10 protein-coding genes are annotated in these 12,596 nt (G+C 63.4%); 9 read left to right on the top strand and 1 reads right to left on the bottom strand.

The genetic code is table 11. The features are described from left to right. The first annotated feature begins 574 nt into the window (after positions 1-574). Entirely contained in the window at positions 575-1,018 is a 444-nt protein-coding gene (locus tag NCS67_RS13040) for a lytic transglycosylase domain-containing protein (RefSeq protein ID WP_033536472.1), read from the top strand. 139 nt (positions 1,019-1,157) lie between these two features. Next, the gene (locus tag NCS67_RS13035) at positions 1,158-2,420 is read left to right on the top strand and encodes a GTP-binding protein (protein WP_250435363.1); all 1,263 of its coding nucleotides are present in this window, start codon (positions 1,158-1,160) and stop codon (positions 2,418-2,420) included. An 80-nt stretch (positions 2,421-2,500) separates the two neighbouring features. Here NCS67_RS13035 and NCS67_RS13030 read toward each other — a convergent pair whose 3' ends face one another. Further along, complete coding sequence (locus NCS67_RS13030; protein WP_008352404.1) at positions 2,501-2,779, bottom strand: HU family DNA-binding protein; 279 nt, start codon at positions 2,777-2,779, stop codon at positions 2,501-2,503. 298 nt (positions 2,780-3,077) lie between these two features. On the opposite strand from NCS67_RS13030, the gene NCS67_RS13025 reads away from it, so the two are divergent. The 7 genes from NCS67_RS13025 to NCS67_RS12995 all read left to right on the top strand — a co-directional run bounded on the left by NCS67_RS13025 (position 3,078) and on the right by NCS67_RS12995 (position 12,559). Further along, the gene (locus NCS67_RS13025; RefSeq protein WP_250435361.1) at positions 3,078-4,112 is read left to right on the top strand and encodes a VTT domain-containing protein; all 1,035 of its coding nucleotides are present in this window, start codon (positions 3,078-3,080) and stop codon (positions 4,110-4,112) included. 18 nt (positions 4,113-4,130) lie between these two features. Beyond that, on the top strand, positions 4,131-5,942 hold the full coding sequence (mnmC, locus tag NCS67_RS13020; RefSeq protein ID WP_250435359.1) for a bifunctional tRNA (5-methylaminomethyl-2-thiouridine)(34)-methyltransferase MnmC2/FAD-dependent 5-carboxymethylaminomethyl-2-thiouridine(34) oxidoreductase MnmC1: 1,812 nt from the start codon (positions 4,131-4,133) through the stop codon (positions 5,940-5,942). Positions 5,943-6,744: 802 nt separating this feature from the next. Next, positions 6,745-7,947: a cation:proton antiporter gene (locus tag NCS67_RS13015; protein WP_008352411.1), complete on the top strand. Its 1,203-nt coding sequence runs from the start codon at positions 6,745-6,747 to the stop codon at positions 7,945-7,947. Positions 7,948-7,987: 40 nt separating this feature from the next. Then, positions 7,988-9,100: a YbdK family carboxylate-amine ligase gene (locus tag NCS67_RS13010; protein ID WP_008352412.1), complete on the top strand. Its 1,113-nt coding sequence runs from the start codon at positions 7,988-7,990 to the stop codon at positions 9,098-9,100. A 734-nt stretch (positions 9,101-9,834) separates the two neighbouring features. Further along, on the top strand, positions 9,835-10,479 hold the full coding sequence (locus NCS67_RS13005; RefSeq protein WP_008352413.1) for a MarR family winged helix-turn-helix transcriptional regulator: 645 nt from the start codon (positions 9,835-9,837) through the stop codon (positions 10,477-10,479). A gap of 153 nt (positions 10,480-10,632) precedes the next feature. Next, entirely contained in the window at positions 10,633-11,355 is a 723-nt protein-coding gene (locus NCS67_RS13000; RefSeq protein ID WP_250435358.1) for a glutamine amidotransferase, read from the top strand. Positions 11,356-11,446: 91 nt separating this feature from the next. Continuing rightward, positions 11,447-12,559, top strand: coding sequence for an NADH:flavin oxidoreductase/NADH oxidase (locus tag NCS67_RS12995; RefSeq protein ID WP_250435357.1), 1,113 nt, complete (start codon positions 11,447-11,449; stop codon positions 12,557-12,559). The last annotated feature ends 37 nt before the right edge of the window (positions 12,560-12,596 follow it).

Raw genomic sequence — 12,596 nt, 5'->3', positions numbered from 1 at the left:
AGCCGGGTCTTCGGAGCCGGCTGAGGCAGCCCCGCTCGTCAGCCGAGAGCGCCGCCAACCGCGGTGTGGAACGGGCGGGCCCGACCCCTCGCGGTTATTTTAAAAAATATGACGATAGCAGCTTTGTGTAACGGAATTGTGCCAATTCGTTCCGGATCACGTTGCCCTAGGCTGCCACGTGCGATACAAAATCCAGCGCTCTCAAGCTTTCGAATAACTTGCCGATAGACCGTATCTGAACGATTCCGAGACTCGGCCGATGTACGCGGGAGCCGAATTGTACAACGTCCAGAAGTCTTATTATTCAGACATTTAGAACAAGTCCGATCAATAGGCCGGTGCGCCTCGCGCGCATGCGGGTTTCGGAGGGCGAAACGGGCGTATGTCTGATAGCCAACTTTTGGGCGGATTCGTCAGCCGGTATGATACGGTCGGTTCCGCATTCCGGGCGGTTACAGAAAGGGTGGGTTTTCCCCATGCACGCCCGGCCGCGGACGTTGATTTGTTGGCGTTGGCGCCAAGGCGCCGCAACGGCGGCATGACGTTCCGCGTGCGCGGATGGAGCAGAAGGAAGATGAAGAGAATATTGCGATCACTGGCGATATGCGGGCCGCTCATGGCGGCCGCGGCCGCGCACGCAGACTGCTTCGACGAAGCGGCGAAGTATCAGAAGGTCAATCCGCTCATCCTGCGCGCGATCGCGTGGCAGGAATCGCACAACAAGCCCGACGCCATCAACAAGAACGCGAATGGTTCGACCGATTACGGGCTGATGCAGATCAACTCGATCCATCTCAACACGCTCGCCCAGTACGGCATCTCGAGCGGCACGCTGATGGAGCCGTGCAAGAGCGTCTATGTGGCCGCGTGGCATCTGCGTCAGAAGATGAACAAGTATGGCAATTCGTGGCAGGCGGTCGGTGCTTACCATTCCGAAACACCTGCGCTGCGCGACAAGTACTCGGCGCAGATCATCGAGATCCTGCGTCGCTGGAAGCTGCTTCAGGCTACGCGCTGACCTTCGCCCGCGCTTTTCCGCATGTGCGCCGCGCACGGCGTGCATTTGATGCAAAATCCCCTATTCGATCGCCCGCGCCGCCCGACCGGCAGCGCGGGTTCGCGCTCGTGCGCTCCGTTCCCTGTCACGCTACATTGCGATGAATCAGATGCCATTGCCCATTACCGTGCTATCGGGATTCACCGGCGCGGGTAAGACCACGCTCGTCGATGCCTTGCTCGCGAACGCCGCAGGCGTGCGCATCGGCGCCGTGACGTGCAGCAAAGCCGCTTCCGGCGCCGATCGCGAAACCACCGAACTGCCCAACGGCTGCCTGCTTCTGACACTCGGCAGCCGGTCGATGCAAGCGCTCGAAAGCGCGATCAGCTGGATCGCGGAGCAGCAGCGCTTCGATGCGATCGTCGTCGAAACGTCGGGCATCGCCGAGCCGATGACCATCGCCGAGCATCTCGCGTTCGGCGACGACGACGACGCGACGCTCGCGGGCCACGCGCATCTCGACACATTCGTCACCGTGATCGATGCCGCGAGTTTCCTGCGCGATTACGCGTCCGCGGATTCGCTCGCCGAGCGCGGTCTGTCGCCGGAAGGCCATGACGACGAAGACGATCGGACGGTCGTCGAGACGCTCATCGAACAGATTGAATTCTGCGATGTCATCGTCATCAACAAGATCGATCTCGCCAGCGCGGATGAAATCGAAAAGGTCGCGCGCATCCTGCATGGTCTCAATCCGCGCGCGCTCCAGGTCCGGGCGCAATCGGGCGACGTTCCCATCGGCGACGTGCTGAACACCGGCCGTTTCGATTTCGATGCGACCGCGAGCGCGCCCGGCTGGCTCGCGATCCTGAACGGCGAACATCCGTCGGCCGACGAACCCGATGCGTTCGGCGTGGGCCATTTCGTGTATCGCGCGCGCCGGCCGTTTCATCCCGAGCGTCTGTGGAATCTGTTGCATCAGGAATGGCCCGACGTGCTGCGCGCGAAGGGCTTCTTCTGGCTCGCGACGCGAAGCGATGTAGGCGGCTCGCTGTCGCAAGCGGGCGGAACGGTCCGGCATGGACCGGCGGGACTATGGTGGGCCGCGCAGGATCGCAGCGAATGGCCGACTGACGATCCCGAGCTCGAAGCCGAAATCGTCGCGGAATGGTATGGCGATCCGGATGACAACAGCATCGGCGATCGCCGGCAGGAGCTGGTGCTGATCGGATTGAATCTCGATCCTGCCGTCTGGCAAGACCGCTTCGACGCATGTCTGCTCACCGACGACGAATGGGCGCGCGGTCCCGACGCCTGGCGAAGCTTCGCCGATCCGTTCCCCGCGTGGGAAGTCGAGGACCACGATCATGAGCACGACCACGACCACGGTCCCGACTGCGATTGCGACGATCATCGGCATTGATGCCGGACGAAAAAAAACCCGCCGAAGGGCGGGTCATGTACATCTGGCTACTTCGAGTAGCCGCACAATCGGCAAGATGCTTACCGCTTGTTCACTGCGTCCTTGAATGCCTTGCCAGCCGTAAACTTGACCGTCTTCGCGGCCGGAATCTTGATGGACTCGCCGGTCTTCGGATTGCGGCCGGTGCGCGCTGCGCGCTTTCCCGAGCCGAAGCTGCCGAAGCCGATCAACTGCACTGCGTCACCTTTCGAGACAGCCTTCTTGATCACTTCGAGCAACGTGTCCAGCGTTTCGCCGGTTTGAGCCTTGCTGGCGCCGGTCTGCGCGGCTACGGCGTCGATCAGTTCCTGTTTGTTCATTAAGGTTCCTTTATCAGTTTAGGTTGACACGAACAGCGCGAACGCGCCGATTATACGTGCGCAAACCGTGCAGTCGAGTAGGGACGGCCTTCTGGCGTGCCTCCCCGACGATTCGGCGTTCTTGCGCGGCATCTCACCGGCATTGCTTCACTTCGTCGCCTTCGCGCCGCCTCTATACGCGGCGCTTGGTATGATAGCGCAGCGCAAACCCAATCAGGATAAGGGTTTCAAAGATTTACCCTTATATTTTTGAGGCTCCCGGCCGCTTTTTTGGGCGTAGAACACCAGGGCGCGAACCATGCTACGCGAGCTGATCATCGAATACGGCCTGCCGTTGGTTTTTGCCAACGTTCTGCTCGAGTGCCTCGGCTTGCCGCTCCCAGCCTTGCCCACATTGGTTTTGACGGGAGCGATCGCGGTCTCCGCGAGCTTCGCTTCGGCGTCGGGTTCGGGGCTTGCAACGAGCTTTCCATCGGCGGTGTGGGAGGCGCTCGCGGCCATCGTGGCCACGGCCAGCATCGCGGCGCTCATCGGCGATGCGCTCTGGTTCTGGCTCGGGCGCCGCTACGGCAGCCGCGTGCTCGCCTTCATGTGCAAGCTTTCGATCTCGCGCGATACCTGCGTGAACCGCAGCCTCGACTTCTTCGGCCGCTTCGGCGTACGCATTCTCGCGGTCTCGAAGTTCATTCCCGGCTTGTCGACGTTGGCTATTCCCGTCGCGGGCGCGACCGGTATCGGCATCGGCAGCTTCCTTCTCTATGACGCGCTCGGCGCGCTCTTGTGGTCCGGCATCGGCGTCGCGTTCGGCGCGATGTTCGCCGATCTCGTCGATAGCGTGCTCGCCTGGCTCGACCTGTTCGGAGGCGGCGTGATCGCGATCGCGGTCATCGCGCTCGCGCTTTATCTCGCCGTGCGCTGGTGGCAGCGCGTGTCGCTGTTGCGCAGGCTGCGCATGGCGCGCATCGATATAGCAATGCTCCGCACGCTGCTAGAAGGCGAGCCGCCGCCGCTCGTCATCGACGTGCGCCGACGCGAACGTCGCGCGATGGATCCGTTCGCGATTCCCGGCGCGCTGCTCTTGCACGACGACGCCGCATCGCAACTCGCCGGCATATCGCGCGATCGCAAGCTCGTGACCTACTGCGATTGCCCGAGCGAAGTATCGGCCGCGCTCGCCGCCAAAGAGCTGACGGCGCACGGCTTCACCGATGTCGCGCCGCTGCTCGGCGGCCTCGAAGCATGGCGCGCGGCGGGCTACGCGCTCGAACCGCTGATGATCGAAGACGCCGCGAACGGCATGGCGCCGGCCATCGCCAAGTCATCTTCGGCTTGATGTTTCCCAATCTTTCGCATGACCGAATCCCTGCTTTTCGCGCCGCACGATCTGCCCGTGCGCTGGCGGCATGAACGCATCTTCACTTTCGTCGATACGACGTTCAGCGCCTTCCTTCCGCTCTGGCAACGCTGGCGCGACGACGAAGCGCGTTGCGAGCGGCTGCATGTCGTCGCTATCGCGCAGCCGAATGCGCTGAACGAACCGCCTTCGGCCGACGATCCATCGCCGCTCGCCGCCGAACTCGCGCGCGCCTGGCCGGTGCGCGTGCCGGGCGTGCATCGCCTCGAGTTCGATGATGGGCGCGTCGTGCTGACGCTCGCCATCGGCGATGACGTCCACGAGATGCTCGCGAAACTCTGGCTGCGCGCCGACGCGTTTCATCTCGATGCGCCGGACGATCCGCGCAAGCTGTGCAAGACGCTCGCGCGCTTTGCCGGCGACGGCGCGACGGTTTGCGCGAACGCCTCTCCGGCGCATCGTCCGACGTTGCGGCGCGCGCTGGCATCGTCGGGTTTCGACTGCTCGCCCGACGCAACGGATGCGCCGCTCGTTGCGTGTTTCGCACCGCGCTGGCGTGTGCGTCGTCATGAACCGCCGCTGCGTTGCGACGCGAGCTCGCGCGAAGCCATCGTCATCGGCGCGGGGCTCGCGGGCTGCGCGGTGAGTTCGCGGCTCGCCGCGCGCGGCTGGCACATCACGCTGATCGATCGTCATGCGGTCTCCGCGCGCGATGCATCGGGCAATCCGGCGGGCGTGTTTCATCCGATCGTCTGGCGCGACGACAGCGTCGCCGCACGCCTCACGCGCGCGGCATTTCTCTACGCGTTACGCCGATGGCGCGCGCTGGAAGACGCGAATCACGAGTTGCATCGCAGCGGCGCGGGTCTGCTTCAGATCGCCGATACGGCCGACGACGCCGATGCGCTCGCCGCCGCCATCGCGCGATTCGCGTATCCATCCGACTACGTGCAGGCTATGACGCGCGCGGATGCATCGCGCATCGCGGGCGTCGATGTCGCGCGCGGCGGCTGGTTCTTTCCACGCGGCGGTGCGATCGCGCCCGCGGCCGTGTGCGCGGCGCAAATCGATGACGCTTCGGCGCGGATCACGGCGCGCATGAATACCGAAGTGACGCGCATCGAACACGATGGCCGCATCTGGCGCGCGTTCGACGCGAGCGGCGGTGAGATCGCGAGCGCGCCGGTCATCGTGCTTGCGAATGCGCACGATGCGGCGCGGCTCGCTGGCCTGTACGGCGAACCGACGCGCAGCGTGCGCGGCCAACTCACCGTGCTCGATAGCTGCGCGCTCGATCCTCTGCGCATGCCGGTGATCGGCGAAGGCTACGCGGTGCCGCTCGGCGCGGGCGGCACGCTCGTCGGCGCGACGTATGACATCGACGATCCCGATCGCGCGATCCGCGAGGCCGGACATCGGGAGAACATCGGGCGCGTGGCGGGCATGTTGCCGGACCTCGCGCTGATGCCGGGCACAGTACGCGCGGGTCGCGTCGCGTTTCGCTGCGTGACGAGCGACCGCATGCCGATGATCGGCCAGCTCGCCGACGAACACGCCGCGCGCCGCAATGCGCGTGAACTGTCGGGCGCGTGGCCGCTCGATCTGCCGCGCATCCCGGGTCTCTATGGCGCGTTTGCGTTCGGCTCGCGCGGACTCGTCTGGGCGACGCTCGCGGCCGAACTGATCGCTTCGCTCGTCGAAGGTGAACCCTGGCCCATCGAGCGCGAACTGGCCGAAGCCATCGATCCAGCCCGCTTTTTGCTAAAGGCGTTGAGGCACGGCGAGATATCCCCGGCAAGTTGTGGATAAGCCGTCGAATTGCGTGTGAAAGTCGTGTGAACGCGTTGTGCACGTAAACGGGACAACTGAGGCGTCCGGTTTACGCGGCCAAAAGTTGTTCCGCGTTCACCGCGCGGCGCCAACATGTTTACGGCCCGCTTCTGCTTTCTCCAAATGATTGAATAAAAAGACAAAACCCATGTTATCCACAGAAAAGGCGTTGCTTTGTTAACCACTACTACGTTTATATACAGTAAACCTGTAAACACCTGACGGCGAGTTCATCGGCCGGCCGTAAACGTGGAAGTCCGATCGCCGGGCAAGCCGGTAGCCGGTCAGGTTTGCCATTCGCGTCGAGCCTGGCAGTCGCTTTTACTTCATAAGAATCATGAGCTTGGACTTTCTGCCGGGCGACGCGAGGTATGGCACAATCGCGCTTCTTCCTGCGTTGCGCCCTCTCCAAGATGGCGTCCGCTTCAATGGAACGATGGTTGCGAGCCAAGAATCTGATCAACGAAGCCGCAACCGTCGTTTGCTGCGTTCGGCCCGGCATCCGAGCGGGCGCCGCATGCGCCACTCATGTCACACGGATCGGAGATGTCCGGTGCGACATTGAGGGCATGCAAGGCGTCTCGTGGTCAGCCGGACGCGTCGTCTAATTCGTGCACGGTTCCGCCGTGACGCCGTGTTCGTTCGCATTTCGATTCGCCTGAATGAACCAACGCTCGCGTAGCCGGGCGGATGCGCCTCGTCCGCGAGCGCGCGCCGCCGATGCGAGTCACGCAACGGAACGTGCACGCTCTGCTGCAGCACCGAAGGAGAATCCCATACGATGAATTCGGCATTTTCATTTTTGCCCGCCTGGCCGCTCGAACCCGACGCGATTCTCTGGGCCGGCCTCGCGCTCGTCACGGCGGGCCTCGCCGGCGAGTTGCTGTGGCGCGCGTGGCGCTTGCCGCGCATCACGGGTTTCGCGGTGATCGGGCTGATTGCCGGCAACGCGGGCCTCGGCGTCATCGACGCGAGCGCGGGCGGACTGTCGCGGCCGCTGCTCGATGTCGCGCTCGGGCTCTTGCTCTTCGAACTGGGCGGACGGCTCGACTTGCGCTGGATTCGCCGCAATCCGTATCTGATTCTGTCGAGCATCGCCGAATCGACGCTCACGTTCGGCCTCGTGCTGATCGCGCTGACGCTCCTCAACGTGCCGACGATGCCTTCGGTCGTGATCGCATCCATCGCGATGGCCACGTCGCCCGCGATGGTCATCCAGTTGAAGACCGAATTGCGCGCGGAAGGCCAGGTCACGCAGCGCCTCCTGACGCTGACGGCGCTGAACAGCATGTACGCGGTGGTCGTCGAGAAGCTCGCGGCCGGCGTGCTGCATCAGGAAATCTACGGCAATGCGTTTGCGACGATCCTGCAGCCGCTTTATCTGCTGATCGGTTCGCTCGTGCTCGCGTTCCTGCTCGCGCGCGCGTGCAACATGCTCGTGCGGCGCCTGCCCGCGAACGACGAGCATTCGTTCGTCGCGCTCTTCGGGCTCGTGCTGCTGGCGATCGCGATCGCGCACATCTTCAAGCTGTCGACGATTCTCGCGCTGCTCGCCGCGGGCATCATCGTGAAGAACGCCGATGAACGCCCGCAACTGTGGCCGTCGCATTTCGGTTCCGCCGGATGGCTGCTCACCGTGATCCTGTTCGCGCTGACGCTGACATCGTTTCACTGGCGCGACATCGCGCTCGGCGGCGTTGCGGCGGTCGGGCTGATCGTTGCGCGTTTCGTCGGCAAGCTGGTCGGCGTGCTGATTTTCGCGAAACCGAGCGGCCTCAACTGGAAGCAGGGCGCGGCGCTCGGCGTCGCGCTCACGCCGATGTCCGCGCTCGCGTATCTGCTCGTCGACGACATGTACGTGCTCTATCCGGACTACGACCCGACGTTGCGCGCGATCGTCATGTGCTCGATCGTCGTGTTGCAGATCGTCTCGCCTTTCGTCGTGTACCGTAGCCTGTCGGCGGTGGGCGAGCGGCGCGAGTAAGCGCCCGTACTCTTCAAGCATTGTTCATTCAAGAGGCGCCATGGCACTCGAACCTTTCATCAACTCCGAACCGTTCACGTTCGGCGTCGAGCTGGAGATCCAGGTCGTCAACACGCATGACTACGATCTGACGCGCGCCGCGTCGGACCTCATGCGTCTCATCAAGGACGAAAAGATTCCGGGCAACATCACGCCCGAAATCACCGAAAGCATGATCGAGCTGTCGACCGGCATCTGCACGACGCACGAGCAGGCCGTGACGGATCTGCGCAAGATCCGCGACGTGCTCGTCGCCGCGGCGGACCAGCTGAACGTCGGGCTTGCGGGCGGCGGCACGCATGCGTTCCAGCAATGGAGCGATCGCCAGATCTATGACGCGCCGCGCTTTCAGTACATTTCCGAGCTGTACGGATACCTTGCCAAACAGTTCACGGTGTTCGGGCAGCACGTACATATCGGCTGTCCCGATCCGAACAGCGCGCTCTTCCTGCTGCATGCGATGTCGCGCTACATCCCGCATTTCATCGCGCTTTCGGCGTCGTCGCCTTACATTCAGGGCGTCGATACGGGCTTTCACTCGGCGCGTCTGAACTCGGTATTCGCTTTTCCGCTGTCGGGACGCGCGCCCTTCGTGCTGACCTGGGACGGCTTCGAGGAATATTTCTCGAAGATGGTCAACACGGGCGTCGTCAATAGCATGAAGGACTTCTACTGGGACATCCGGCCGAAGCCCGGCTTCGGCACGATCGAAGTGCGCGTGATGGACACGCCGCTGTCCGTCGACCGTGCCGCGGCGATCGCCTGCTACATCCAGACGCTCTCGCGCTATCTGCTGCTGGACAAGCCGCTGACGCCGCGGGAGGACGACTATCTGGTCTACACGTTCAACCGTTTCGAGGCGTGTCGCTTCGGGCTGGAAGGCACCTGCATCCATCCGCAGACGGGCGAGCGGCAGACCATCGGCGAGGACATTCTGGCAACGCTCGACGTGCTCGCGCCGCACGCCGAAGCGCTCGGCTCGCAGGCCGCGCTCGCGGAAGTCGCGGACATCGCGCGCGGCGTGAACGACGCGACGTGGCTGCGCGGCGTGGTCGACAAGGAGAAGTCGCTGCACGAGGCAGTCAGACAGCAATGTCTGCAATGGCGTCGATAACGCAGCGCTTACGCTTACGCTGATGCAATTCAGCGAATCATGACGAAAGGCCGCTTCGAACTATTCCGAAGCGGCCTTTGTTTTTGAGCCGAATGAAACATGTGCTTGACGAGCAACGGGAATAACGCGCTCACGGCAACGTTTGAAAAAGAACCGATTCGACGTCGCTAAGGTTTACTTCGAAGAATCCGTATACATCCGTAATAGTAGTTAACAAGCCCCGCGCGTCGCTGTGGAAAACGTCAAAAAGAGGTTCAGAGTCAACGTGCTAGCGCGATGATAACCATGTGGATCATGCGCTCGTCGCGATACGAAATTCTGGACAACCGAAGGGCGTGCGACGCGCCGGCAGTGTTATCAAGAATACGTCCACAAACAAAGAAGACGTTTTTCCACGGGTTATCCACAGTTCTGCGTGGATAATTAAGGTGTACGTTTGTTCTAGGTCGCTTAGAATGGCGACTTTGCTGGCGTAGCGTTATAGTCGGCAGGAAAACAGCGCCACGAGCAGGACCATAAGAAGGCGCAAAACGAAGAGGGTTGCAATGTCCCCAATCAGGCACCGCTAATTGGCTTGGCACGCCTGAATTTTGAGACGGCGGGGACCGAGAACGAAGTGCAGTTCGCAAGGGGTTCGGAGTACTCTTCTGCGGACGGCGTTTCGGACGAGGTGTTCGCGGCGGTCGGCGCGAACGTGCCGTCAAACACATAAGCGGAACAACAAGCGAAAGACTATGAGTGAAGGCGTTTACGGAGAGCAGGCGACGGGGCGGGTGACCCACGGCCTGCTGAGGCTGAGCACCGCGATGCGCAGCCAGGCATGGGAATGGGCGGAAGGCGCGGGGCTGACGCCGACCCAGGGTGAAATTCTCGTTCTGCTGATGCAGCGCAAGGGGCCGATGCGCCTCGGCGAGATCGCGCGTGAAACGGCGTTGACCGCCGCCACGACGAGCGATGCGGTGAGCACGCTCGAAGGCAAGGGTCTCGTCGAAAAGCGCCGCGCGCTCGACGATGGCCGCGCGCTCGCGGTCCGTCTGACCGCGCGTGGCCGCACGGCCGCGAAGAAGGCGCTGCAATGGCCGGACTTCCTCGCGAAGGCGGTCGGCACGCTGCGCGAGGACGAGCAAGTTGCGTTCTACCGCACGCTGCTCAAGACCATCCGTCAGCTCGAATCGCAACAGCAGATTCCGGCGCACCGCATGTGTCTGTCCTGCTCGCACTTCGAAGCAAGCAAGAACCCGAAGAAGACGCCGCATCACTGCTCGCTTCTTCAGATCGACATGGCGGACACCGATCTGCGTCTCGACTGTTCGGTATACGAAGAAGCCGACGTCGCCACGCAGAAGAAAAGCTGGAAGGTCTTCGCCCAGGTCGCCTGATCCGGGCGGACGGCGTACAAGCCATTCGGCGTCATCCGGCGCTGTGGGGCCGCGGCGAGTCGGTTAGACTGTGCCCGTCGCGCCTCACCGCGAGGCGCGGCTCGTCACAACTTCGTTCCGGGCCACACGCGCTCGACCTACGGAAAGCCGCCGATGAAACATGAAGTCCTGGCGATTCGCCACGTCTATTTCGAAGATCTGGGCAGCCTCGAACTCGTGCTCGGCGATCGCGGCCTGCCGGTGCGGTATCTGGACGTCGGGCGCGGGCCCATCGAGGCGCCCAATCCGCTCGATCCTTCCTTGCTCGTCGTTCTCGGCGGTCCGATCGGGGCTTTTGAAGACGCGCACTATCCGCATCTCGCGCCGCTGCTTTCGATGCTCGAAAAGCGCATTGCGGCGGGCTTGCCGACCATCGGCATCTGTCTCGGCTCGCAACTGATCGCGCGTGCGCTCGGCGCGCGGGTGTATCCGTCGGGGAAGCTGGAGCTCGGCTGGTCGCCGCTCACGCTGACCGACGCGGGACGCGCGTCCGCGCTGCGGCATCTCGAAGCCGACGGCGCGTCCGTGCCCGTCTTTCACTGGCACGGCGATACCTTCGATCTCCCCAAAGACGCGACGCTGCTCGCATCGACACATATGTGTGCGCATCAGGCGTTCACCTGGGGCGAGCACGTGCTCGCGCTGCAGTGTCATCCGGAAGTGCTCGTCGAGCGCTTCGAGAGCTGGCTCGTCGCCTATCCGGGCGATGTCGCGAAAAGTGGCACGACGGTCGCCGCGTTGCGCGAGGAAACCGCGCGTCACGGCGCGAAGCTCGAACGCGCCGCCCGCGCGATGTTCGGCGAGTGGCTCGATCGCTTCACCGTGGATGCGCGCTGAACGTGTGATGGTATGAGCCATCGGCGTTTCTGCGTGTCGTGAAGGGCGGTGCTATTCTCGATCGCTTCATTTCCATCGACGAGTCACCGCCATGAGCGCGTTGTTCACACCCACGACCCTACGCGGTCTCGAACTTCCGAACCGCATCTTCGTATCGCCGATGTGCCAGTACTCCGCCGAGCGCGGCGAGGCCACGGCATGGCACATGATCCATCTCGGCCAGCTCGCGTTGTCGGGCGCGGGCATGCTGTTCATCGAGGCGACGGCCGTCGAGCCGGACGGACGCATCACGGCGGGCGATCTCGGTCTCTGGGACGATGTCACCGAAGCCGCGCTGCGTCCCGTGCTCGCCACCATCCGCCAGTATTCGAAGATCGCGGTGACGATGCAGTTGTCTCACGCGGGCCGCAAGGCATCGAGCCGCAAGCCGTGGGAAGGGGGAGCGCTGGTTTCCGTCGCCGATGGCGGGTGGATGACCTACGCGCCGTCGTCCGTTCCGCATAAGCCCGAAGAAACGCCGCCGCTCGCGCTCGACGCCGCCGGTCTCCTCCGCGTGAAGGAAGCGTTCGTCGCGTCGGCGAAGCGGGCTGCGCGCCTCGGCATCGACGGCATCGAAGTGCATTGCGCGCATGGTTATCTGTTGCATCAGTTTCTGTCGCCGATTGCCAATCAGCGCACCGACGAATACGGCGGCTCGCTCGAAAACCGCATGCGCTATCCGCTCGAAATCTTCGATGCCGTGCGCGCCGCGTTCCCGGCCGACAAACCCGTCGGCGTGCGCGTTTCGGCGACCGACTGGGTCGAAGGCGGTTGGAGCATCGAAGACACGATCGCGTTCGCAGCGGAGTTGAAGAAGCGCGGCGTCGACTGGGTCGATGTATCGTCGGGCGGCGTTTCGCCGTTGCAGAAGATTCCGTTGTCGTCGGGCTATCAGGTGCCGTTCGCGCAGGCCGTGAAGGAAGCGACGGGCGTGAACACTGTCGCCGTCGGACTGATTACGGAGGCGAAGGAAGCAGAAGAAATCGTGGCGAGCGGCAAGGCGGACTACGTCGCGATGGCGCGCGCGATGCTCTACGATCCACGCTGGCCGTGGCACGCCGCCGCCGAGCTCGGCGCGACCGTCACGGCGCCGCCGCAGTACTGGCGCTCGCAGCCGCGCGACCAGAAGAACCTCTTTGGCGAGATCACAATCGGCCAGCGCTGAAACGTTGCGCGCATCGCCCGGACGGTTGAGCAGACGC

The organism is Caballeronia sp. ATUFL_F2_KS9A (assembly GCF_023630765.1).
Taxonomy (GTDB): Bacteria; Pseudomonadota; Gammaproteobacteria; order Burkholderiales; family Burkholderiaceae; genus Caballeronia; species Caballeronia zhejiangensis.
The sequence above is the reverse complement of the archived record's forward strand: the minus strand, read 5'-3'. Positions and strand labels throughout refer to the sequence as shown.

Excerpts from the sequence above, each read along its gene's own strand:
- NCS67_RS13040 (WP_033536472.1), top strand. The coding sequence starts at position 575 with ATGAAGAGAATATTGCGATCACTGGCGATATGCGGGCCGCTCATGGCG.
- NCS67_RS13035 (WP_250435363.1), top strand. The coding sequence starts at position 1,158 with ATGAATCAGATGCCATTGCCCATTACCGTGCTATCGGGATTCACCGGC.
- NCS67_RS13030 (WP_008352404.1), bottom strand. The coding sequence starts at position 2,779 with ATGAACAAACAGGAACTGATCGACGCCGTAGCCGCGCAGACCGGCGCC.
- NCS67_RS13025 (WP_250435361.1), top strand. The coding sequence starts at position 3,078 with ATGCTACGCGAGCTGATCATCGAATACGGCCTGCCGTTGGTTTTTGCC.
- mnmC (WP_250435359.1), top strand. The coding sequence starts at position 4,131 with ATGACCGAATCCCTGCTTTTCGCGCCGCACGATCTGCCCGTGCGCTGG.
- NCS67_RS13015 (WP_008352411.1), top strand. The coding sequence starts at position 6,745 with ATGAATTCGGCATTTTCATTTTTGCCCGCCTGGCCGCTCGAACCCGAC.
- NCS67_RS13010 (WP_008352412.1), top strand. The coding sequence starts at position 7,988 with ATGGCACTCGAACCTTTCATCAACTCCGAACCGTTCACGTTCGGCGTC.
- NCS67_RS13005 (WP_008352413.1), top strand. The coding sequence starts at position 9,835 with ATGAGTGAAGGCGTTTACGGAGAGCAGGCGACGGGGCGGGTGACCCAC.
- NCS67_RS13000 (WP_250435358.1), top strand. The coding sequence starts at position 10,633 with ATGAAACATGAAGTCCTGGCGATTCGCCACGTCTATTTCGAAGATCTG.
- NCS67_RS12995 (WP_250435357.1), top strand. The coding sequence starts at position 11,447 with ATGAGCGCGTTGTTCACACCCACGACCCTACGCGGTCTCGAACTTCCG.